Annotated in this window: 20 protein-coding genes; 8 read left to right on the forward strand and 12 right to left on the reverse strand. The window is 33.6% G+C overall.

All coding sequences use genetic code 11. From position 1 onward, the window contains the following. Nucleotides 1-62 precede the first annotated feature (62 nt). The 10 genes from HNR32_RS10005 to HNR32_RS10050 form a co-directional block, all read right to left on the reverse strand. Nucleotides 63-350: an acyltransferase family protein gene (locus HNR32_RS10005; protein ID WP_183862234.1), complete on the reverse strand. Its 288-nt coding sequence runs from the start codon at nt 348-350 to the stop codon at nt 63-65. Then, nucleotides 347-3,472, reverse strand: a complete 3,126-nt coding sequence (locus tag HNR32_RS10010) for a glycosyltransferase (protein WP_183862236.1) — start codon at nt 3,470-3,472, stop codon at nt 347-349. The genes HNR32_RS10005 and HNR32_RS10010 overlap by 4 nt, the downstream gene beginning before the upstream one ends. Before the next feature lie 4 nt (nt 3,473-3,476). Next, nucleotides 3,477-4,379 carry a class I SAM-dependent methyltransferase gene (locus HNR32_RS10015; RefSeq protein WP_183862238.1) on the reverse strand — a complete coding sequence of 301 codons (903 nt, stop codon included), beginning with the start codon at nt 4,377-4,379 and terminating at the stop codon, nt 3,477-3,479. Nucleotides 4,380-4,397: 18 nt separating this feature from the next. After that, a complete protein-coding gene (locus tag HNR32_RS10020) occupies nt 4,398-5,669 on the reverse strand; it encodes an ABC transporter ATP-binding protein (RefSeq protein ID WP_183862240.1) in 1,272 nt (423 codons plus the stop codon). A gap of 13 nt (nt 5,670-5,682) precedes the next feature. After that, entirely contained in the window at nt 5,683-6,558 is an 876-nt protein-coding gene (locus HNR32_RS10025; RefSeq protein ID WP_183862242.1) for an ABC transporter permease, read from the reverse strand. Continuing rightward, a complete protein-coding gene (locus tag HNR32_RS10030; protein ID WP_183862244.1) occupies nt 6,507-7,448 on the reverse strand; it encodes a glycosyltransferase family 2 protein in 942 nt (313 codons plus the stop codon). Before HNR32_RS10030 ends, HNR32_RS10025 begins: the two co-directional genes overlap by 52 nt. Nucleotides 7,449-7,471: 23 nt before the next feature. Further along, nucleotides 7,472-8,926: an undecaprenyl-phosphate galactose phosphotransferase WbaP gene (wbaP, locus tag HNR32_RS10035; RefSeq protein WP_231038091.1), complete on the reverse strand. Its 1,455-nt coding sequence runs from the start codon at nt 8,924-8,926 to the stop codon at nt 7,472-7,474. 185 nt (nt 8,927-9,111) lie between these two features. Continuing rightward, a complete protein-coding gene (locus HNR32_RS10040; protein WP_183862248.1) occupies nt 9,112-10,713 on the reverse strand; it encodes a DUF4127 family protein in 1,602 nt (533 codons plus the stop codon). A 263-nt stretch (nt 10,714-10,976) separates the two neighbouring features. Continuing rightward, on the reverse strand, nt 10,977-12,125 hold the full coding sequence (locus tag HNR32_RS10045; RefSeq protein WP_183862250.1) for a glycerophosphodiester phosphodiesterase: 1,149 nt from the start codon (nt 12,123-12,125) through the stop codon (nt 10,977-10,979). A 742-nt stretch (nt 12,126-12,867) separates the two neighbouring features. Next, on the reverse strand, nt 12,868-14,226 hold the full coding sequence (locus tag HNR32_RS10050) for an MFS transporter (RefSeq protein ID WP_375782637.1): 1,359 nt from the start codon (nt 14,224-14,226) through the stop codon (nt 12,868-12,870). A 363-nt stretch (nt 14,227-14,589) separates the two neighbouring features. On the opposite strand from HNR32_RS10050, the gene HNR32_RS10055 reads away from it, so the two are divergent. The 6 genes from HNR32_RS10055 to HNR32_RS14515 all read left to right on the forward strand — a co-directional run bounded on the left by HNR32_RS10055 (nt 14,590) and on the right by HNR32_RS14515 (nt 19,008). Continuing rightward, nucleotides 14,590-14,985 carry an endonuclease domain-containing protein gene (locus tag HNR32_RS10055; protein WP_183862253.1) on the forward strand — a complete coding sequence of 132 codons (396 nt, stop codon included), beginning with the start codon at nt 14,590-14,592 and terminating at the stop codon, nt 14,983-14,985. 200 nt (nt 14,986-15,185) lie between these two features. Next, nucleotides 15,186-15,581: an endonuclease domain-containing protein gene (locus HNR32_RS10060; RefSeq protein ID WP_183862253.1), complete on the forward strand. Its 396-nt coding sequence runs from the start codon at nt 15,186-15,188 to the stop codon at nt 15,579-15,581. Nucleotides 15,582-15,766: 185 nt separating this feature from the next. Next, nucleotides 15,767-16,729 (forward strand): substrate-binding domain-containing protein, encoded by a 963-nt coding sequence (locus HNR32_RS10065; RefSeq protein ID WP_183862255.1) that lies wholly within the window; start codon nt 15,767-15,769, stop codon nt 16,727-16,729. Further along, entirely contained in the window at nt 16,726-18,153 is a 1,428-nt protein-coding gene (locus tag HNR32_RS10070; RefSeq protein ID WP_183862257.1) for a sensor histidine kinase, read from the forward strand. The genes HNR32_RS10065 and HNR32_RS10070 overlap by 4 nt, the downstream gene beginning before the upstream one ends. Then, a complete protein-coding gene (locus tag HNR32_RS10075; protein WP_183862259.1) occupies nt 18,146-18,802 on the forward strand; it encodes a response regulator in 657 nt (218 codons plus the stop codon). Before HNR32_RS10070 ends, HNR32_RS10075 begins: the two co-directional genes overlap by 8 nt. 122 nt (nt 18,803-18,924) lie before the next feature. Continuing rightward, nucleotides 18,925-19,008 carry a putative holin-like toxin gene (locus HNR32_RS14515; protein WP_221300605.1) on the forward strand — a complete coding sequence of 28 codons (84 nt, stop codon included), beginning with the start codon at nt 18,925-18,927 and terminating at the stop codon, nt 19,006-19,008. A gap of 127 nt (nt 19,009-19,135) precedes the next feature. Here HNR32_RS14515 and HNR32_RS10080 read toward each other — a convergent pair whose 3' ends face one another. Next, nucleotides 19,136-20,686: an MDR family MFS transporter gene (locus HNR32_RS10080; RefSeq protein WP_183862261.1), complete on the reverse strand. Its 1,551-nt coding sequence runs from the start codon at nt 20,684-20,686 to the stop codon at nt 19,136-19,138. Beyond that, nucleotides 20,683-21,735, reverse strand: a complete 1,053-nt coding sequence (locus HNR32_RS10085) for an HlyD family secretion protein (protein WP_183862263.1) — start codon at nt 21,733-21,735, stop codon at nt 20,683-20,685. Before HNR32_RS10085 ends, HNR32_RS10080 begins: the two co-directional genes overlap by 4 nt. A 204-nt stretch (nt 21,736-21,939) precedes the next feature. On the opposite strand from HNR32_RS10085, the gene HNR32_RS10090 reads away from it, so the two are divergent. Continuing rightward, on the forward strand, nt 21,940-24,123 hold the full coding sequence (locus tag HNR32_RS10090) for a Tex family protein (RefSeq protein WP_183862265.1): 2,184 nt from the start codon (nt 21,940-21,942) through the stop codon (nt 24,121-24,123). After that, nucleotides 24,123-25,532, forward strand: a complete 1,410-nt coding sequence (locus HNR32_RS10095; RefSeq protein WP_183862267.1) for a nicotinate-nucleotide--dimethylbenzimidazole phosphoribosyltransferase — start codon at nt 24,123-24,125, stop codon at nt 25,530-25,532. The genes HNR32_RS10090 and HNR32_RS10095 overlap by 1 nt, the downstream gene beginning before the upstream one ends. Nucleotides 25,533-25,574 lie beyond the last annotated feature (42 nt).

Raw genomic sequence — 25,574 nt, forward strand, 5'->3', positions numbered from 1 at the left:
ACGCTGTACTATCCAGCAATGCTGATAGACTATGCCACGGCTTAAGGTTCATTATAAAATCTTTAGATTTCTGTCTTGACAAGTGAGCCATTATAAAGTGTCCAAAAAACATTATGAAAAATAGTAAAAAAACATGTATATTTAAAAGTAGGCCACCATAATCTTTCTAGTTTTTTGGCAAAAAAATTGAATAAATTAGTTGAATATTTCTCATTATAAAAATATCCTGCTACAAAAAAGAAAAGCACCAAATGATATAGTGAAACAAAATATCCTAAAATACCAATATGTCCTAAAACAACGGCTATTATCCCTAGTGCTTTAATAATATCCCAATATTTATCTCTCATTTTTCACTCCCATTTTTTACAATAGCACTATGTTTTAATAAAATTTCATTACGATCATTAGATAATTTTATTAAAAGATTTAAGCACTCTTCCGTACTATTTTTATCAATAACCCAACCGCTATTCATTTTTTTTATACGTTCTGCCGGAGCGCCTATATTAAAGGAAATTATAGGATATCCAGAATATAAAGCTTCACTAGCTGTATAAGAATATGTTTCTGGCCAAATAGAAGGTATCAATACCACTGCTGTACGATATTTAGCTAATAAATCAGATACATTAGTATTATCATATGGACCAGTTATTTCTAAAATACCATCTTTACTTTTATACGGCTTATTATGTAAATTGGTAATACCTATAACTTTTATATTAATTGGTAATTTATTTTTACGAATTAATTCTTCTAATTCATATATAATATTAGAACCCTTGTTTTCACCGATTGCTCCTAATACCGTTATAGTTAAAATTTCATCTTCCAATACATCAGCATTAAAAGTCTGATGCACATATGAAGGTACCTCATGCTCTTTAACTGTAATTTTTACATCACCATAATAACTATTAACTATTTGTGCTGTTGAATTACTTGGCGCTAAAACTTCTTTAGCTCCTAACAAAAATTCATGAAATACAGAACGCCATTTCCCTATATCTTTACTTACATCATTATGTAGTGCCCTTAAACATTCATTACAACATTTCTCTTGTTTTTCATTATTACAATATAATTTTTTTTCATTTAACAATGTATATTCAGGACAAACTGCATAAAAATCATGCAGGAAAAAAATATATTCGCATTCAGCTGCTTTTATAAATTCTATAATTTTTTCAATTGGATACGTTACCAATTGGTTGATATATATCAAATTTATACTAAACGCATTTATTAATTTTTTAAACTCATTAGGTTTCATTAATTTCAAATCAAAATAAAATTGTTTTTCGTTTCCATCATTGTATACTTTCCACAAAAGTGTTTTACAGTCAGGTAACAATTCCATTACATGTATTCTTTTCGTAGTTTTCCATTTATCTATCAAATTATCTTGATAAACTTTTGTTCCTCCACCACTAGAATGATTTACAAACAATACTCCTTGCATTGATGATTTTTCTTTTTCTTGTTGAATATATTCAACAAATTCACGAATATACTTCACAGGATCTCTTGCAATATAAGTGTCAACTAATCTTGTATATTCTGGATACCGTTCATTTAGTACTGCTAAATTTTCTTGTATTCGCTGCTCTTTACCTTTATCATGATGCTCGCCAAAGCTAACGCCATGTTTATGATATACAAATAAATTAGTTACCATAACATTATGATAGCCTTTTTGCATAGCCCTCATACACCAATCATTTTCTTCACAATAACCTTTTCCATAAACAGTATCCAATACACCTATTTCTGTTATGCATTTACGATTCAGCAGCATACAAAATCCCACACCAGTAGGAATATCAAAAACTTTAGTGCCACCATATTCTTCAAATAGTTTATCGAGTTTTTCCACCGACCAATTGTCTGGTAATTCATTGTCCTCACAAAAATGGGGATAAGAACAGATTGTAGCACTATTAGAAAACGGTGTAATTGAAGCAATTTTATTATCTCTTAATATTGGTAAATATAATCTTTGCAGCCAATTTGGAGTCACTTCTGTATCTGTATTTAATAATACCGTATTATTTTCAGCTATTTTTAATGCACTATTAACACTCTCGATAAATCCCTTGTTTTCCTCGTTATTCATTATGGTTAACTTTTGTAAAAAAACAGGATATTCTTTTTGTTTTAATTCCAGTAAAAATTTTTCAATGTTATGGTCAGTGCTGCAATCATTAACTAAATACAAATTATAATTAACTGTAGTATTATTATATACAGTTTCAAGACATTTTTTTAAATATTCAAATGCATTATAAATAGGAATAACAATATCTACTACTGTCCCTGCCGGTAATTCAACTGGCTCACTTGTAATATTATTATTCAGATATTTTTTTTCTAATTCGCCTGTAACTTCTTTGATAGCATCTGCATTCATTTTACTGTCTAATTTAACTAAAAATTGATGTAGTCCACCATAACGTAGTATTTTTATGGATTTTTTTATATTATTATAGTTTATCACTTGATATGTTTTTTTATTTAAAATTTTTAATATAAATTTTATACAAAGACGTCTAGTAGAATTTACAGGCAAAAATTTATCTCTTACCTTATAATATTTTAGTAATACTCTATAGCCACGAGATTCTATTATTTTATTATATTCATTTTCTAATATATTATATTCATTTTCTAATATATTATATTCATTTTCTAATATATTATATTCATTTTCTAATATATTATATTCATTTTCTAATATGTGATATTTTTTCTCTTCCTGTTTTCTTTTTTGATCTATATCATCAAAAAAATTTACAATGGTTTTTTCATATTTTTTATTAGGAAATTGTAAAACTTCATCATAAAATTCTCTTTCTTTTTCAATATATTTAGGAGGTATATCAAAGAAATTTTTTTTATATATTTTTGTCTGATACAATACTTTCTTAAATTTTTCTTTTCTTTCAATAAATCCTTCTAATGCCCTATATAATACAAATTTTTTAGGAATATTTGTATACAACCATTCATAATCTATAATCTTATATGAATTATTTGTTAAGATTATATTATCAAAGCTTAAATCAATATTCGTATTTCTACTTTCCTCACTAGCATTTCTCAAAAAAAACTCTTTATTATCTAATATCTCACCATGCAATATATCTGCTTCATAAAATTTCATCAATTTATCAAATTTATTAAAATTATTGCTATCTAACACTTCAACAATTTTATCTGCTAATGACATGCCTTCAACATACTCTATCTTTATAGTATAGTCATTTATTATATCGCAGGCAGCAATATGATTTTTCCCATATATTTTTGATAAAATTTTATAATTTTCATATATTGCTTTTATGTGTTTTTTTGCATCATTATTTAATGCTGTTTTTTTTATAAATGTGTTTTTTTCTTCTTGCCATATACTAGTTTCTATTTTATAATTTTGTTTTCTTTCATCAGAAAACTTAACATATTTTAACATTGTATTACTCCTGTTTACAAATCACTAAAAATGAATTGGAAAAATCTGTAAAATTACCACTATCTGCAATAGACTGCAAAGCTTTTTTTTCATTGAAAAAAGCTACTCTATCTTTATCATAAGTGACTATGTTTTCATATAGCCAGTCAGCTGTTGGCAAAAAATCATCAGAAAAAATCTGACGAGGAAACTTATAATCAGGGTATGGATAATACCACTGTAAATTTTTAAAACCATTATCCCATAAAATTTTCTCTAATTCTTTTTTAGAAAAAGTCCTAACATGGCTGTTTTCTTGATAATTTTCTATTCCTTCAAATAAATTACCTGTATGATCTTCTGTTGCACCTGCCCAATATTTTATTCCTAATCTATTTTCTATTGCAATTAATAATGTTCCATTTACAGCTAACAGAGATCTACATTTATTAAGAAATAAGTCAAATGGATTTTCACTTTTTATAAACATTGGTGCATATTCTAAAACCCCAATAGTCGTAATATAATTATATTTTTCATTACAATGAACATCCATAAAATCGCCAACATTTATTGATAAGTTTTCATATTTTTTATTTCTATATGCAGCTATTTCTGCACGGCGCTTAGAACTTTCAATTCCATGAACAACTAAATTTTTTTCACAAAAAAGTTCTGTTATTGCACCACACCCACTACCAATTTCCAATATTCTTGATTTAGCTTCAAATGGAAACCATCTTAAAATATTTTTTCGTGCTTCTGAAAAGTGATATAAAATAGGCCATCTATTATCTTTATCTAATACTTCTTTTTGTTTATTATCCTTTACGATCGTTAATAATTCATTCTCAATATTCCCATCACTATAAATATCCTTATCATCAAAATATTTATCAAAATTTAAAGTAACCTTTCCTATTTTCATTCTTATTTTCCTTATCCATTAAATTTTATCTAAATTGATCTCAGTATTAACGTTGAAAAGGCCACAAACTGGTTTTACTGACATTATTTTCACTAAAACCATATCATATAATCTATGATATATTGTCAACTCATCACCATTATGCTTTGTGCAACCAAATGAAAGAGTATAGTCCCCTCCACATAATGACAATTTTTGTTTAAATACTATCTCATAGAAATCATTTTTTTGTAATCCGTCAGTATTTACTCCCTCAACAAACGTATTTGATCCTATTAACTCAGTCCCTTTTATATCCTTAATTGAGTATGCAAAAATTGGTGAATCAATTTTCTCATTCATTTTTATTCTTATCTTTATTTTTGTATACTCATCACTACTAACAATTGAAGTTATCTCATTTTTTTCATTTTCTAATGCAAAATCAATAATTTCAATTTTTTTATTGCCATATTCAAGAAAATTTTTGTTTAAATTTAATAGCCCTTTCCAATTATTATATTTATTTTTATTATCAGTAATCTTTTCTTTTATATCGTTTTTAGCAGTACTTCCCCCACTTATCATTTTCTTGTATAAATCCACAACCGTTTTTGATGTACCACTTCCTACTAAATTTCCTTGCTTTAATAAAAAGCTTCTATTGCAATATTTCAATATGGAATTTATATCATGTGTCACAAAAATAATTGTTTTATTTTCATTTTTTAAATCATTAAATTTTCTATAGCATTTATTCTGAAATTCTAAATCGCCCACACTTAGGGCTTCATCAACTATTAAAATATCTGGGTCTACAAATGCATTAACAGCAAAAGCCAATCGCGCAAACATACCACTTGAATACATCTTCACAGGTTGATTTATAAAATCACCGATATCAGCAAATTCAATAATATCATTAAGTTTTCCATCCATTTCTTCTTTGCTATATCCCATTACAGTACCATTAAGATATATATTTTCTATGCCAGTCATTTCAGGATTAAATCCAGCTCCTAATTCAAGTAAGGAAGCAACTCTCCCATTTACTTGAATTGTTCCTGCACTGGGAGTCAAAACACCTGTTAATATCTTTAAAAGTGTAGATTTGCCTGCACCATTTTTCCCAATGATACCAATTGTTTCACCCTTTTTAATTTCAAAAGAAACATCATTTAGTGCATAAAAATCTCTGCTATATCTCTTATGAAATGGGTTTAGTGATTCTTTTACACGATCTATTGGTTTATCAAATATCTTATATACTTTGGACAAATGTTCTACTTTTATTGCTATTTCCGTACTCATCTTAAACCTCACATTATAAAACATCCGCAAAATGGGGACGTAATTTTCTAAATAAAAACATTCCTATTAATAAAATAATTATAGTTTCCAACCAAAAACTATAGTTAGTATATCCCAGCTGCCAAAACCATTTATGATAAATAAATGTATCGCGATATCCTTCGACGATGTAATACAGCGGATTTAATTTTAAAAAGACTTGGTATTTAGCTGGCAGCATATGTAAATTCCAGAAAATAGGCGTTCCCCAAAAACCAAATTGTAAGCACATTGCTACCAACTGCCCCACATCTTTTAGAAAAATAATCAGTGATGATGTAATAAGTGCTAAGCCAAAGGTTATGCATATTAATGCGAAAAGATAATATAGTACCTGCAAATTATATATACTCGGCATATATCCATACAATGCAAACATAATAAAAAGTACTATAATAAAAAAAACATGGACAATGAGTGCTGATATTATTTGAATAATTGGTAATAAACTGACACGAAATACCACTTTTTTTACTAAAAAACTATTGGCAATTATTGAGTTAGTGGCACTACTCAATCCCTCACTAAAGAAAAACCAAGGAAACATTCCACATACAAGCCATAAAACAAAAGGAAAATTTTCTACCGGCATTGATTTAAAACCAACCTGAAAAACAAACCAAAATATAAACACTGTTATTGTTGGCTGTATAAACGCCCATAATACACCTAGATAGGAACCTAAATATCTCTGTTTAAAATCCTTTTTCGTAAGATCCCATAATAATCTCTTGTTTTTATAAATGTCTAAAACAAATGAACATATCAATTTTAAATAATTCAAAAATAACGCTCCAATCAAGTATTGTTCTTTTCTGCTTTGCTCCAATAGTTCGTCATCATACCGCATTGTCGCTGCACCCACAATGGCAGTATTTTATAATGCAAACCCATTTTATTGCCAATCAGCTTGGCTGCACATTCGATTATGTAATATCCCGCTTCATAAAACCTATGTTCTTTTAATAACCTTCCTAATATAAACTTTACCATCTTTATACCTTCACCAGTAATTGCTACATTGGTGAAATATTTTTTATATAAAACAAGATAAGCTCCAACATCAAAATTCCTACTTAACTGCTGCCATAAGGTATAGTTATGCGAATGAATGACTTTTGCTTCTGCTGCATAGGCAATACTATAGCCAGCATAAATAAGTTTTGCTGCCATAATCATATCCTCGCCCACTGGTATAGGATATGGAAAACCGCCTACTTCTTCATATTCTTTTCGCCGATATGCTGAGCATACATCAGATACAAAAAATGTTTTTATTCCATATTGATGAATATCTTTTTTACTGCGGACAAAATCCTGCTCCGGGTAATTAAAATATCTTGTCAGTTTTTCTGTATAACGAGTATCTTCTCTAGGATATTGTCTCCCAGATACCATTGGTATATCTTTTTGTTGCAATGGTTTTATTAGATTTTCTATATAATATTTATCAGCAGGTATTGCATCCTGTGTCATAAACAATAAATAATCACCTATAGCTTGTTTTGCCGCAACAGTACGGGTTTTCCCATGATCAAATTCATCTCTTGGTATATTTATAAATTTTACTCGATCAATATTTTCACATATTTCTCTTGTATTATCTATAGAAGAAGAATCAATAATTATTATCTCATCAGGTATTATGGTCTGATTTAATAATGCCTTCAATATTGTATCTATTTCTTTTTCTGCATTTAGTGTAGGAATTATAATGCTTATTTTTTTTCTCTCTGACATATCTCGTTCTTAACTCCCTTCTTTTAATAAGCACCATTTTTATTTAATACTATAAATATCGTTTTATATAGCAACACTACATCTATCCATACTGACCAATTTTGGATATACCATGCATCCATCTTTAGTCTATCAGAAAAGGTTATCTCATTTCTGCCGCGTATTTGCCAAAGACCCGTTATTCCAGGTAAGGTATTAGTTATTATATTTAAATAAGTTCCCATTTCATTTTTTTCTTTTGGTAAATATGGTCTTGGCCCCACCAAGCTCATATTCCCTGTTAATACGTTTAATATCTGGGGTAATTCATCAAGACTATAACGTCTAAGCCAAATACCAACCTTTGTCACACGTGGGTCATATCCCTTTATCTTCCTAAAAATACGCCATTCATCAGCTGCCTTTTTATTATTTGCTAAATAATTTTCTAAGATTTTATCTGAATCATTATACATTGTTCGAAACTTGTAACAGGTAAATTCTACATTGTTTTTTCCAATTCTTTTGGCATTAAAAAATATTGAACCCTCAGAGTCTATTTTTATGGCAATTGCAATTAATATTAAAATAGGAGCGATTGGTATAAATATAATAACCCCAACTATTGTATCAAATATCTTTTTCAATATCCGATTATATCTTCGTGATAAATTATTCTTTATCTTTAATAATATCAGTTGTGAATCATATAATCTTTCTATCTGCATATTACCAACAGGTGCACCAATAAGGTCGGGTATAAATGCTAAATTTTTAACCAATGGTTGTATCAAATTAACCAGCTTTAGTAATTCATTTTTCTTTAATCCTGGAGCCGCTATAAGTACTGTCTTGACCTTTGTTTTTTTTATCACTTCTTCTGTTTCATCAAATGTTCCTAGTATAGGGTATTCTTGTGGTAATACTTTAGATATGGGATCATCATCGATAAAACCAAGTATGTTTACCCCTAAGCCGATATCATTTTTAAATTCATTGATAATAAGCTCTGCTGTTTTTCCTGCTCCAATTATAATTACTGGTTCTAAAAACATATTACATTTTATTAAAATTTTCTTTAAAAAATATCGAAAACTACATAAAAATCCAAATGCCCATATAGCTAATAGACAAACATATATCCGTGAAATACCACCAGCTATATGTCCAAAATACATTAATACAATTGATACCATCACACTATAAATAACTGCATAAAATATTCTTTGAATTACTTCCCAAAACGGAAGACGTGTAACGTAAATTTGTGAATTATATAAAAATATAAGGAAAATAGCAGGAACTAATATATAGAAATACAAATTTGGAATATTGGGCATAAAATTATACGTAGAAAGGACAGCAATATTTTGCCTTAAACATATTGCTGTCCTTTCTGCCAATAAAATAGCTAAATAATCAACTATTATGAATAATATAGGCATTATATATGAAGCATTATAATCTAATTTTTTTGCTTTTATTTTTTTACATTCCATTGTCATCAACCCACGATTTTTATAAATTTATTTATTGCAAATAGTATAACTGTAAAATATGACAAATTATTGTTTTTATAAAAATTTACACTATTAATATTTTAAATTAAGTATAGTAAACTTATTCTTTCTATAAAAGTTTACTATACTTTTATTATGCACACAAGCAACGATTATAATATTTATTACTTATTTTTTTCTGGCACAATAACATCTGCTTCAAATAAACGATGCCACGGAAAGCTTACCTGCAATTTATCCCAATTATAATTATTAAATATCTTGGCAAAATCGTATTTTTCTACTGCTTTATTCATTAGTGATTCAGCATAATTTTGTGCCTGAGCTGTTCTGCTCATGGTATCGCCATAATTACCTTGTCCGCTAAAGCTATCCATTTTATTGGCTACCTGCTGACGGATATTTGCCTGATAAAACCAATCATCAAGATAACGTGGTACAATCATCTTCATTGTTTCTTCTTTATTGGCATAAGAAGACAACATTCCCATGCCAATGGTATAGCCACTGCTGTTAGTCGGTGTATTCCAACCGGCATAGGCCTTTAACTGCGATAAGTAGTTTTTCTGCCACAGCATATTCATTAATGCATTATCGGAGCCATTGCCAAAGTCAATATCGGCAATACCAACATTTTTGTCTTGCATGATATATTTTCCTGCCATATCAACAAAGCTAGCAGTATTTTCATGTGGTGTAATTGTATTATTCAGCTCATTAGCTGCATATGTTTTACCATATTTATCTGTATTTACCAGTAATACAAAATCCGCTCTTTTATCATTAGGGATTTCAATACCACCGGCCATTTTTATATGAGTTTTAACTGAGGCAGATATTTTTTCATTGGAATAAGCCGGTACTGTATCGCCGCCTGTTCCTTCAGCATAATGTACGCTAATAAACGGTATATCACCTTTCATCTGATTTACTGCTCGTGTCATCATAAGTAATGCCAATTCATCGAGGCCTGCTACAGATTGATAGTTTTCACCATTTATGTCACCTGCATATGTATCGAGCAGACGACGTTCTCTATCTGTTTGAGAATACTCGGCATTGTCATCACAACCCAAAATCAAATAAGATATATCTTTATTTTTTACTAAATCCACTAAATATTTATTAACTGTAAAATTACCTGCCCTGCGCAACATCCAGTCCTGCAAATCTTTAGCCGGAATTTGTGCTTTTAAAGTTTTTAGCTCTTTTTCTTCTTTACCTGTTAAACCGTCTTTTTCCTGTTTATCCAGCAGTGCCGTATAGCGCGCAATACTCGTACCATATACACGATAATATTCTGGTTCTTCAGACGAAGCTGCGCTAGTTTGCGGTGTACGCATTATCGAACTGAATACATATATCGGCAAATATGGATATTTTTGATGTAATTCATCGAAAGCATTTTGCGCTCTTTTTTGACATGTAGCAATTGTTAAATCATGCTTGCGTGATGCCACAAGACTACCATAAACTAACGCATCTGATGATAATACAGCATAGTCTGCTTTATAAGCATTTTTAAGAACCCAATCGGCTAGTTCTTCCGGATGTCCTAAATCATCGCGATTGCCGATTAAATTTTCTGGCGGCGTGATTACATTATAACCAAGCGCACGAATATTATCGACCGTTTGATGGAACGATATCGGACGATTATCATGCGGCACAAACAAAATTGTCTTTTTAAATTGGGCAAATGCAGTATTGGTCAGTAAAAAAACTGCCAACACAGCTAATAATATGTAATTTATTATATATTTCAAGATATTATCACTTCTTTCAAAAAATAATGATTCTCCATCCATGTAGTATGAACAATTATAAGATATTCTACTTTAAGTAATTCTATTCCTTCCAAAACAGCAATATTTATTTATACAATAGAAAAAGAGTCATACCAAAACCCTTCCGTCACTGCTTCGCAGTGCCACCTTCCCTGAAGGGACGGCTTTAAATATACTAAAAAGAGTCTGGCGCACATATTTCTCAATATGCGCCAGACCCATTTTTACCTTTAATTCACTTTTTAGTATGCGGCATCATTACCATTGCTTTTTATCATTGGTGCAATTTCTTTATGATTTTGATCCATATGATAGGGACTATTCACATTAACTACAGGATTATGCAATTTGATATTTCTTTTCTCCAATACCTTACGCAATAACCATGGTTTATCTGATATAATTCCATCCACGCCCATATCAAGAAGCATATTCATATCACTTTCGCTATTTACTGTCCATGGTACTACTTTCATCCCTAATGAATGTGCTTCATCAACATCTTGTTTTGATATTTCCATAAAATACGGTGATACTATATCCACACCAATGGCATGTGCAGCTTTAACGGGATCACCATTATAATTTTTAATATCCAGACCACCAAGCCATGGAGATTTTTCTTTTTCATAGCGGCGTAATGATTCAGAATCACGTCCCCATGATGGCTGTTCCTGCCACAAGGCTGATAAGCTTATATTAGGATTTAATTTTTTCATTTCCACCAGTGTGTTCCAGTCAAAAGATTGCAGTACAACTCTGTTTTCCATATGATATTTTTTTACTAAATCATTAAATACTTTTACGAATTTTTTTGCATCAGCGTTATTTTTATAAGCTGCACTGGCCGGATCCGGATAGGATTTGGTTTCTATATTTAATACTACATCTTTATCGCCATACGCTTGAATTAATTTAAGTAAATCCTCTAATGTAGGAATTTTGGCATCATGAGTTATCTGCGTTTTTCCATGCAGGTCATAATATTCTCCGCAGTTTGGATTCATAACGCCTACATCAAAATTACGCAGTTGGGCAACCGTCATTGTTCTTATGTCATATTTGCCTTTTTCTACATAATTGCCGGATTTATCACGAGTTACATCTGGATTTAATATAGGATTATGACTCATTACTATTTGTCCATCTTTTGTGAGCTGCATATCACATTCAATTGAGGTAGCTCCCATTTCCATAGCGTACGCATATGAATACAAGGTATTTTCTGGTCTGGCATCACGACCACCGCGGTGTGCTTCAAAATCGAATACATCATAAGCCACTTTAGCATGTGCTACATTAGTGTAGGATATTCCCATTCCCATATAAAGGCTCACTGCGGCAAGCCCTGCTGCCAAAATATTTTTCTTTTTCCATGTTTTTTGCTTCATATTACTCTAACTGCTCCCTCATAATAAATTTTATTTTTATCAATGTCAAAAACATAACCCTTCCGTCATTGCTTACGCAATGCCACCTTCCCTATGCTGTAGTTCTTAGTGCTTTAGCACTTAGAAATATAGTACCCACAGTGCAAGGGACGGCATTGGAACCACAGAAAAAATTAAAAGTTCTAAAAATATTAATGGTTGTATGGCTCCCATGCAGGGGAGCTGGCGGCGAAGCCGTCTGAGGGGTTATTAATAATATAAGGTAAAAGAATAACCCTTCCGTCATTGCTACGCAATGCCACCTTCCCTAGAGGGACGGCAATAAAACCACAGAAAAAATTAAAAGTTCTAAAATATTAATGGTTATAAGGCTCCCCTATATGCTGTAGGTCTTAGTGCTTTAGCACTTATGCTACAGTTCTTTGCACTTCAGTGCTTAGAAATGTAGTAGGCAAGAGATACAATACACACCGTGTGGAGCTGGCAGCAAAGCTGTCTGAGGGGGTATTTAATAATAGTAGATAAAATACCCCTTCCGACTTGACTTCGTCAAGCCACCTTCCCTAAAGGGACGGCTTTAAAACCATTATTTTCTAAAGCATACAGCTTTACTGCATTAAGTATATTCTTTTTTAATAAAATTTTGTTTGTTTTTTATTAATTTTTAGTAAATTTTGTCATTTTTAAGTAAAAAATTATTATAAAAAGACGAGGGGGATAATCTCGTCTTTTTATATTTATATTATTCTTTAACTTTTACATTCCATACAAGAAGTGCTAATACACATGATACTACAGCCGCACCAACCCAGAAGACAGAAGCAGCATGAAAATCATAGACAGCATGACCATTAACCATTGTTTTTCCGCAATTTATAAGATAACCGCTTACTTTTTCCTGTAATGATGCACCAATATAGCTAAATAATCCAATCATACCCATTGCCGCACCAGTAGCACGTTTTGGGCATATATCTACAGCCATAAGTCCACCCAAATAGCATACAAGAGATCCCATGGTAAATCCATATACACACATGCTTACCCAGTTAATCCAGTCATATTCTTTTGGTCCCCAAACAAATGCGGCAACCGAAAGAGCATAAAATATACCAAAAATCAAACAAGGAACATTTCTTTTATGTTTAAAGAATTTATCGGAAATAAGACCGCACAGGCAGGTACCAAATATACCAGCAAATTGCATAGTAGTTAAAAGCGAGCTGGCACCAAGCATTGTATAACCTTTTTCTGCTGTTAAAAATACTATGCCCCAGCTTTCTATAGCATAGCGAGTAACATAGCAGCAAGCACTGGAAAGGCCCAGTATCCATACTGCTGGATTTTTTATAACAGTCCATTGCAATGAGCCAACACTTTTATCTTTTGTTTCGATAGTTGGATCTTTTTCGCCATTTAATTCATATGGCGTTGGCAGTCCACAAGCTTTTGGTCTATCAGACATAAATTTAAACATCAATATCGAAGCAATCAGGCACAACATACCAGGCATCCAAAAGCCTGCGCGCCAGCCGTAATGAAGTACAACAACGGATGTGATAAGATAAGTAAGACCAGCACCGATATTATGGCTGGCGAACCAAACACCATAATACGTACCACGTTTTTTACCTGTTACCCATTGATTGAGTGCAATAATACTTGGTCCAGCACCAAATGACTGAAACCAGCCAACCATGCCCCAGAATAATACCATTAATACATAATGAAGACCTACACCCATAAAAATGGAAATTACTGATACCATAAATAAGCCAAATGGCATAAAGCGTTTAATATTACATCTGTCAGCAATAAAACTATTAGTGAATTTACCAATAGCATATGTAAAGAAGAATACCATGCCCATGGTACCAATCTGGTTGGCATCAAGAATGCCAGCATCCATCAATGGTTTTTTTACAACAGAAAAGTTCAAGCGGCATACATAAAAGAATGCATAGCCTAATGTTATTGATATAAATAAAGAGCGTTGTTTGGAGTTGAAAAGAGCTTTCGCTTTCTCCATATTATCAGTTATCAGTGGTTTATCTGGTCCAGCCTTAAAAAAATTCAGTATTGCTGAAAACAATTCTCTCACCTCGTATTTTGTTATAATAGTGCTTATAAATGACGTCATCTTTATGTTACTATTATTTCATAATGAGGTTTATTTTTGTATCAGAGATATTCTGAAAAAATGTAAGAATTTTTGGAAGTTTACATTTTAATTAATTCTGTTAATATTATTAGTAAAAGATTAATAACCCCTCAGACGGCTTCGCCGCCAGCTCCCCTACATGGGAGCCTTAGACCATAACTATATTTATAACAATTATAAAAAAACCATGCCTTTATTAATATTCATGGTTCCAAAGCCGTCCCTTCAGGGAAGGTGGCATTGCGTAAGCAATGACGGAAGGGTTATCTTTACTTGCTTATTATTTTAACGAGGTTATATAACATGTTATATTATAATTCTCATAATAATCATTTGGCCAATAATTTACGAAAAAACATGACCAAAGAAGAACGCCATCTATGGTATGATTTTTTACGAAATTATCCTATAAAATTTTATCGACAAAAACAAATTGGAAACTACATTGCTGATTTTTATTGCCACAAGGCTAAGCTTATTATCGAACTTGACGGCAGCCAACATTATGAAAAAGATAACCAACATGCTGATAAAAAACGCTCAGCTTATTTTAATCGTTATAATTTGTACGTTATGCGTTTTTCTAATCTTGATATACATCAACATTTTTCTGAAGTATGTATTTCAATAGATGAATATATAAAAAATAACAACCCCTCAGACGGCTTCGCCGCCAGCTCCCCTACAGGGGAGCCTTAGAACATTTCTATATTTATAGCAATTATAAAAATATAGCTTTTATTATAATATTCATGGTTCCAAAGCCGTCCCTCTCACTGTGTGTACTATATTTCTAAGCGCTAAAGCGCAAAGAACTATAGCAAGGGAAGGTGGCATTGCGTAAGCAATGACGGAAGGGTTATCTTTACTTGCTTATTATTTTAACGAGGTTATATAACATGTTATATTATAATTCTCATAATAATCATTTGGCCAATAATTTACGAAAAAACATGACCAAAGAAGAACGCCATCTATGGTATGATTTTTTACGAAATTATCCTATAAAATTTTATCGACAAAAACAAATTGGAAACTACATTGCTGATTTTTATTGCCACAAGGCTAAGCTTATTATCGAACTTGACGGCAGCCAACATTATGAAAAAGATAACCAACATGCTGATAAAAAACGCTCAGCTTATTTTAATCGTTATAATTTGTACGTTATGCGTTTTTCTAATCTTGATATACATCAACATTTTTCTGAAGTATGTATTTCAATAGATGAATATATAAAAAATAACAACCCCTCAGACGGCTTCGCCGCCAGCTCCCCTACAGGGGAGCCTTAGAACATTTCTATATTTATAGCAATTATAAAAATATAGCTTTTATTATAATATTCATGCTTCCAAAGCCGTCCCTTTCACTGTGTGTACTATATTTCTAATCGCTAAAGCGCAAAGAACTATAGCAAGGGAAGGTGGCATTGCATAAGCAATGACGGAAGGGTTAAAATTCTAAACACGAGGTTTTTATGATTAATAACTTTCATTTTAAAAACAAATACCCTATTTTCATTATCTTGCTATTATGTATTTTGTTTATAATCTTTAATTATCCTGAGCCTGAGCAATACAGCGGGCACATCGATTTTTCTCAAGGTGCACCACTTGTCCACACTAAGGATAATTCTTTTAATTCCAATGAGCGTCCATTACGCATAGTAATTTCGACTGTTATTTCCCCTAATGTAACGATTGAAGACTGGCGGGCTTTTGCCGATTATATCAGCAATAAGCTGGGACGTCCTACTGTACTTATCCAACGCCGCAGTTATAAAGAAATTGACCAGCTTTTATCCAATGGCGATGCTGATATGTCCTTTATGTCCACCGGTGCTTTTTGCTCATATCATGGTATTAATAAATTAGATGTTCTCGCCATGGTATTTTATCAAGGCAGCCTGACTTATAAAAGCTACCTTATAACTTCAACCACCCGCAATGATATTAACAGCATTGATAACCTACGCGGCAAAAAGATGGCATTTTCTGATCCACTCAGTTATTCTGGTCATATAGCCGTTGTAAATGAGTTAAATACCAATTTACACACTTCGCCCAACCGTTTTTTCAGCAATTATATTTACACAGGCAGCCACGACCGTTCTATTTGGGCAGTAAAAAACAAAATAGTAGATGCAGCCTGTGTTGACAGTCTCGTCTATGATTTATTAAAAAAGGACCGCCCAGAAGATATAAGCGGTACCAAAATATTCGCAGTAATTAATGATATCCCCATTGGTCCGATTGTTGTCCGCAGTGATATCCCCGAAGAACAGAAAAAACGACTGCAGGAAATACTCTTATCAATGCATAAAGATCCTCAAATGGCAAAATCTCTGCAAAATATAATGACTGATAAATTTGTTCCGCCAGAACCAAATCTTTATATTCCCTGCAAAGAAATTTATGATAAGGTGATGACAGACTCATGAAACAGCAAACAGGCTTATATACAAAAATATTGACCATTGTCATCATCAGCTTATTAAGTGTAATAACACTTTTACTTTTTTTTGTTTATACAGGGCTGCGACAGACTTTACATATTCAGCTTGCCAATCGTGGCAGTGAAATCACATCATATATCTCTACATTAGGCAGTGAAGATATATTATTAGAAAATGATTATGCCCTTTTGCAACTGATAAACAAAGTCAAAAAAAGCAACAATGATGTAAGATATATCATTGTTGCCGATTATAAAGGACGTATTCTCGCTCATACCTTTAGTGCCCAATATCCGCTTGCCATGCCAAAAAAAATAACCAGTGCCTCTAATTCTCCCGATGTTAAATTATTCCGCAGCAACGAAGGAACTATTCATCAAATAATAACTCCTCTTGATAATGGGAAAATCGGTTTTATCTGCATAGGATTATCTGATAAAAGTACGCAGAAATTATTATTATCAATAATAACAAATTTTTCGTTAACTGGCATTATTATAACTATATTAGCAGTTTTTACCATCGGTCTGCTATTAGCTAAAATTCTTGCACCAATAAGATTTTTATCCTTGGCCGCTGAAAAGATTAAGAATAATAATTATAAGGTAAAAGTATATTATCAGGGCAACGATGAGCTTGGCACGCTTACCCAGACTTTTAATGAAATGACTCAGGATCTAGCACAAAAAGCCAGTGACAATAAAAAATTATTGACTGAACTAAAAGAAAAGGATCACAGTCGTGATATACTTATTCACAAATTATTCTCTGCTCAGGAAGACGAGCGGAAACGCATTTCCCGCGAGCTGCACGATGGTATTGGACAATCTGTAACTTCAATACTGGCTTATCTGCGCATTTTATTAAATAATGAAACCAATGCTCGTCAGCAAAAATTAATACAGTCAACACGCACAATAATAGCTTCTGTCTTAGATGAATTACGGGAAATGGCAGTAAATTTGCGACCGCCCAGTCTCGATGATATTGATATTATCACTATTTTTCGCCAGCATGTATATGATACAGCCAAGCACAATGGCCTTATTGCTGAATTTGAAGCTGACGAATCCATAAAAGACATAGAACTTTCGGATAATATTCGTCTGGCTTTATACAGGATTTTACAGGAAGCCTGTACCAATATTGTATACCATGCCCATGCTATAAATATAAAAGTAACGCTGGCATTATCTGACAGCAATATTATTATGCAAATCGCCGATGACGGTTGCGGTTTTTCTGAGGAAGTTTTACAAACGGCCAGAGAAAAGCGTCATTTAGGATTATATGGCATGCAGGAACGTGTTGAATTACTTGACGGCAATTTTAAAATAAAATCACAGCCAGATAAAGGCACGACAATTATTATTTCTATTCCATTTGAAAAGAGGGTTTCCCATGAATAAGATAAAAATCATTTTAGCTGATGACCATGCTATTTTACGAGCCGGACTTAAGCTATTGCTGGAAGCTGAGGATGATATTGAAATAGTTGGTGAAGCCTGTGACGGTGAGGACTTACTTAACCAGCTGGAAAAACTGACAGCTGACCTTATTATTCTTGATTTATCCATGCCTAAAGTCAATGGCATAAATATCCTGCGCCAACTAAAAAATAATAAAAAATTCTGTAAAATACGTGTACTCATTTTAACAATGCACACCGAAGAAGAGTATATACGCGAATCTTTAGCTGCCGGTGCTGACGGCTATGTTGAGAAAAGTGCTTTTGATACTGAATTATTAACGGCTCTGCATACTGTTATGCGTGGTGAAGTATATTTAAGCAGTAAAAATGCTGTATCAATGCTAAGTACCATGCTCAAAAATGAAAATGAAGATAATCCGTATAGCTTGTTAAGCAAGCGCGAACTTGAAGTGCTGCGTTATCTGGCACGCGGCTATTCCCTGTCTGAAATAGGTGAGCAGCTGCATCTTAGCCTTAAAACCATCGATACTTACAAAACACGTGTTTTTAATAAATTAAATATCAGTAAAAAAAGTGAACTTGTTGATTATGCTCTGCAATATAATTTACTGGATTTACCACAATAATATATCAATTTTCTGACATAAAAATAACCTATATATTAATAGATTTACGATTTTCTTTATGCTATAATTATTTCCACTGGATAGTTGATGTTTCGGTTTTCCTCTTCGGAGGAGGTGGTGCTTTGAGTACATTTCAGGTCTTGTCATTAATGATAAGCTTTGGTTTACTTATAGTAGCCATTATTTCATGCACTAAAATGAAATAAACCGACTCACGTATGTAAGCCGGCTTTCTTTTCAAAACACTAATCACAATCAGGAAAGCCGAGCTACGACGCATCAACTATCCTTTTTCTATGTTCAATTATATCATATAAGAATAAAATATCAATATTATCTGGCTTTTATTTCTTCTTTATGCGGTGGATTTTTTGGCATAAACAATGCAAGCACCGCCAATATTAATAATATCGTTCCTACTAAATCATAGGCATCACGAAATGCTAAAATACTGGACTGAGTAACTAGTTCCTGATAAATATGTCCCAGTGCACTGGTCTGCGCCTGTGCCCCGACTACTCCCAAATTATTTATAGTATGTGTATAGTTAACAAGTGCATCACGATAACCAGTACTATCCGTGGTAAGTTTACTTACCAAATGAGCCTGTTCTATTTGCTTGCAATTAGTAAGATAGCTTGATACCAGTGATATACCAATACTTCCGCCCAGATTTCGCATCAATGATACAATCGCTGAAGCATTATTACTGTCTGCTTCACTTATACGTGAAAACGCCAATGTGCTTGCCGGCACAAATAAAAACGGCATTCCCATTATCTGCACAATACGTACCAAAACAAATGTAGTATAATCGGTCTGCGGCGTTATAAACCCTGTTAAAAACATTCCAATGCCATTTATAAACATACCAAATGCAATTAAATATTTTGCATGCACTTTGCCAACCAGCTTACCAACAATAGGCAGCATTATGATTACAGCCAGTCCTGCCGGCGATAAGACAAGACCTGATAAGGTTGCATCATAGCCAAAATCCGACTGTACCAGCATCGGTAATAATGCCGAACTGGAATAAATAGCAAAACCTACAAAAAACAGCATAATGCACGGCATCGAAAAACTTCGTAATTTAAATAACTGCAATTTAATTATTGGCTGTTTTTGCTTTGATATCCAATATATCGCGCCAAGAATTCCCATAACAGCTATAATAGCAAATATTATTATAAAACTGCTGTCAAACCAGTCGTTTTGTTCACCTTTATCAAGAAAAATCTGTAAAGCTCCCAGCCCCAGTGTGACTAATCCCAAACCAATATAATCAATAGAAGCAGTCTTGCTTTTCTTAGCAAAGGATGAATCATATACTAAAAATTTAACCAAAATAACTGCTATTATTCCAACCGGAACATTCATAAAGAATATCCAACGCCAGCTAAAATTATCAGTAATATATCCACCTAATGTTGGCCCGATAATTGGAGCCAATACAGCAGTGGCTCCGGTAATAGCAAAGGCCATACCTAATTTTTTTGCTGGAAAACTATCTTTTATTATCGCCTGCTGACTCGGCTGCAGACCACCGCCGGCAATTCCCTGAAATAACCTGCAAACAATAAGCATTGGTAGGGATGTCGATATTCCACACAAAAACGATGCCACAGTAAAACCTATTATACAGGCAATAAAGAATTTTTTTCGCCCCATTAATGATGACAGCCAGCCTGACAAAGGTAGTACTATCCCATTGGATACAAGATAAGATGTCAAAACCCAGGTACTTTCATCCGTTCCGGCACCAAGTGAACCAGCAATATGTGCCAATGCAACATTGACAATAGTCGTATCCAATATTTCCATAAATGTGGCAATACTCACGGCAACCGATACTAAATATGGATTTTTTTGCTGCGGCATCATTTTGCTGCTCCATTTGTATATACAGTTGGTACAACTGACATTCCCGGTCCTAAGAGCTGCATCTGCTGCTCAGTTAATTTATCAAAAATTATTTTTATCGGCACTCTTTGTACAATTTTTACATAATTACCAGTAGCATTTTCGGCTGGAAACAATGAAAAATATGAGCCGGTACCAGCCTGGAAACTATCTACTTTCCCGGTTAAATTCATACTGGGGAATGCATCAACTGCTATTTTTACTTTTTCGCCTGGACGAATATGATCCAGCTGGTTTTCTTTAAAATTAGCTGTTACCCACAAATCAAAACTTACTAATGAGCAAATTTTAGTACCAGCTTGTAAATAAGCCCCTTTATTTACACTTTTTTTAGTTATGCGGCCATCCATTGGTGCAACAATTTTCGTATTGCGTAAATTTTCCTGAGCCTGCGCAAGATCAGCCTGTGCTTTTTCTACTTGCGCCTGCAATTGTTCTACCTTATTTTTAGCACTATCAATTACTTCCGGTGCCGCACTTGCTGATGCCACACTGGCTTTCATCTGCGCCAGATTAGCCCGTGCTGATTTTTCTGCTGCTACGGCTTGATCATACTCCTGCTGAGAACAAGCACCAGTTTTTATCAACATGGCCATACGATTTCTATCAGCTAAATCTTTTTCCCACGTTGCCTGTGCTGCCTGCACCTGCCTATTAGCTGTATCTACACCAGCCGGCTGGGTTATCATCGTAGCTGATGCATCATTTTTAGCTGCGGCTAATGCTGCCATATCAGCACTTAATGTTGCTTTGGCCGCTTGTACCTGCAGCTCATAATCTTTGGGATCTATCTGCAGTATAACATCACCAGCTTTTACTTTTTGGTTATCCTTAACATATATCTCTTTTATATAGCCTGCTACTTTGGGACTTATATCCACAGTTTTCCCATCAATAGCAGCATCGTCTGTTGATACTTCACTGCTATGCATAAAATAATAAATAGCTGCTCCGGCAATTACCAGTAATAAAATAATGCCTGCTTTTATCATCTTTGAAGTAAGTTTCATAATGCCCCCTATAAATATTTTTTCATTTTCTTTCAATAATGTATTATTCTATTTACATAGTATGGCAGTTGAATTTATTATTGTCAAACAATGATTTTCTGGTATAAACTATTGAAAATATATCACTTTTTTATTAACGTGCGACAGTCTTATTTTTTCATGTTATAATAGCTACTAAAGTATTTAATGAAATGAGGTAATCTTTTGCTCGAACAAAATATCAACTCTAGTATTGCCAAACAATTGCATATAGCTGTAAAACAGGTTGATTCAGCTATAAAGCTTATTGACGAGGGAAATACTATTCCATTTATCGCTCGTTACCGCAAGGAAGTAACCGGTGAACTGAAAGAAGAACAACTGCGTGATTTATCCGAATCACTTATTTATCTGCGTAATCTGGTAAAACGTCAGGATGAAATACTTAAAAGTATTGACGAACAAGGCAAACTTACAGAAGAACTGAAGGCAAGTATCACTAAAGCCGAAAAATTACAGGAATTAGAAGATATTTATCTTCCATATAAACAGAAAAAACGTACCCGTGCCATGATAGCCCGTGAAAAAGGTTTAGAACCATTAGCACAAATCATCATTGAGCAAAAAAATACTAATTCAACTATTGAAGAAATCGCCCAAGATTTTATTAATGACGAACTTGAAGTTATTACAACCGAAGATGCCATAAATGGTGCTATGGATATAATAGCTGAAAGTGAAACAGAAAAAGCCGATGTCCGCGCAGCACTGCGTAAAACCTTATGGAATGAAGGTATTATCGAAACTGTTCGCGATGAAGAAAAAGACCCTGAACAAGCCTTTTTGATGTATAGCGAATACAGCGAACCTATCCGTACACTGCCATCACATCGCATTTTAGCGATAAATCGCGGTGAAAAAAAAGCAGCATTAAAAGTTAAGCTAAATGCCAATCATGAAAAAAACATTCAAAAACTTTGTGATAGAGTAATAAAAAATCATTCGATTTTTTCTGATATTATTACAGATGCTTTAAATGATGGCTATAAACGCCTATTATTCCCAGCATTAGAGCGTGAAATTCGCTCATTATTATCGGAAAATGCCGAAAAACAGGCAATTGATATCTTTGGTGCAAATCTTAAGCAGCTTTTGCTGCAGGCTCCACTTGCCGGCCATGTTGTAATGGGCCTTGATCCTGGCTATCGTACCGGCTGTAAAATGGCTATTGTTGATGCTACTGGTCAAATTCTCGACCACGGTGTACTTTACGTAACCATGAGCGAAGATGCCAAGAAAAAATCGGCACAAACTGTATTAAATCTTATAAAAAAACATCATGTTACCTTAATCTCCATTGGTAATGGTACTGCCTCTTTTGAAACAGAAGAATTCACTGCTAATCTTATCAAGGAAAACAACCTAGATGTGCATTACCTTATTACCAGTGAAGCTGGTGCCTCTGTATATTCAGCCTCAAAGCTAGCTGTAGAAGAACTGCCTGATTATGATGTCACTATAAGAGGTGCTGTTTCTATTGCCCGCCGCATTCAAGATCCGTTGGCTGAACTGGTAAAAATTGACCCTAAAGCGATAGGTGTCGGTCAATATCAGCATGATGTCAATCAAAAAGAACTCAGCACTACGCTTGATACCGTTATCGAATCAGCCGTAAACCATGTTGGTGTTACTTTAAATACTGCTTCGGCCGCACTTTTAAAACATATAGCCGGCATAAATGCTTCAGTTGCCAAAAACATTATCGCCTACCGTGATGAAAACGGCGAATTTACCAGCCGCAAAGAACTTTTAAAAGTAAAGCGCCTAGGGCAGACTGCCTTTACCCAATGTGCTGGATTTTTACGCATAAATAATGGCAACAGCCCGCTTGATAATACGCCTGTCCATCCCGAATCATATACGCTGGCTGAACAAATTCTTGGTAAACTCGGCTTTTCTCTAACAGATTTGGCTGATAAAGAGCAATTAGATTTCTTAAAAGCAAAACTAAAACTTATACCAGCTGAACAAATTGCCCAGGAACTAAATGCTGGTGTACCTACTGTACGTGATATTCTCGATGCCTTAGTAAAACCGGGACGTGATCCGCGTGAGGATTTACCTGCTCCGCTTACAAGAAAAGCTATTGTTAAGCTCGATGAAATAAAAGTTGGTACAATCATGCGTGGTACAGTTAGAAACATCACTGATTTCGGTGTTTTTGTCGATATTGGCATAAAGACTGCCGGCTTAATTCACATATCAGAACTTAGCCATAAACGTGTCAAACATCCGCTGGATGTGGTATCTGTTGGAGATATTCTAGATGTAATGGTAATAAATGTCGATGCTGTACGCAACCGCATCGGATTAAGTTTAAAACAAGTGCCCAAGGAAAAAAATGCCTGATGACATTATTAAAAACTACGATAAATAATATAAAAACTATACAAAAACAATATAATAAAGCTGTTGCCAGCAAATTACAAGGCTGCGGCAGCCTTATTGATATCCTTAGTGATTACATGGCAATAAAAAATACCTGTACCCCGGAAAAATTGAAAAAAGCTGCAATAATAACCTGCGCTGATCATGGTGTTGCTGCATTGAATGTCAGTGCTTATCCGCAAAAAGCCACAATGGATATGACTCGCAATTACCTTATCAGTAAGGGCGCCGTTGCCAATGCCATGACCAATTTTTCCTGTGCTGATATGTCTGTCGTTGATATGGGCATTGCTGGTGATATGTCCGATGTCCCAAATTTACTCAATAAAAAAATCGCTTTAGGTACTAATAATTTTACTACTGGTCCGGCTATGACCCATGAGCAGGCCATACAAGCTTTGGAGACAGGTATTACTATGGCCGAGGAAGCAATTGCTAATGGCTATAACTGCTTTTTATTAGGGGAAATGGGTATTGGCAATACTACTGCCAGTGCGGCTATTGCCTCCTGCATCTGTAATATCTCACCAGAAAAAGCTACTGGACGCGGTACCAACATTTCCGATAAACGACTGGAAAATAAAATTGCCATTGTAAAAAAAGCCCTTGCAGTTAATGCCCCTGATTCTAATGATGGTATTGATATCTTAAGTAAAATCGGTGGCTTTGAGTTTGGCTGTCTGTCCGGTATTATTTTGGGAGCTGCCAGCCATAGTTGCCTAGTCATATTAGATGGATTTAACACAGCCGCCGCGGCCCTCATTGCCCAAGCACTTTGTCCCGCATCTACTCACTATCTTATGCCATCACATTTGGCTGGTGAACCAGCTCATAAAGCTTCCCTGCAAAAGCTTGGACTAGAACCTTATATTGACCTTAAACTTCAGCTCAGTGAAACGGCTGGTTCTTCGGTAATTGCCCGCTTTATTGACTTATCTATTGATTTATTTACTCAGGATCAGCCTATTAATATTGATTCTGATTACCAAAATAATAAGTTAGCTTCTAACAATATCACGCTTAATAAAAATATAATGGAACTTTGCCAAAAACGTCTGGATAATCTTACCAAGCCGGTAAATTCACTGGGTAAATTTGAAGAAATTGCTTTATATCTATCTGGCGCACTAGATAAAGTGCAACCAACATTTGCTGATGTTAAAATAAATAAAATCAAATTATTGCCCTATATATTAAATATCAGCCACTGCCTGAAAAAACCTATCGAAAATATTTCTATTGCCGAGCAAGTTGGTCTTATATTAATCGATGGTTCTTTACATATGCTGAATGATATGAAAACATTTGCCGAGGCAGCCGTTGCTATTGCCAATGATGGTCCCGGTGCGCAAAAACAAAATTATAATTAATTTTTTAAAGAGCATTTTTGTATATAAATGCTCTTTTTTTAC

This window comes from Pectinatus brassicae, from assembly GCF_014201835.1.
GTDB classification, from domain to species: Bacteria; Bacillota; Negativicutes; order Selenomonadales; family Selenomonadaceae; genus Pectinatus; species Pectinatus brassicae.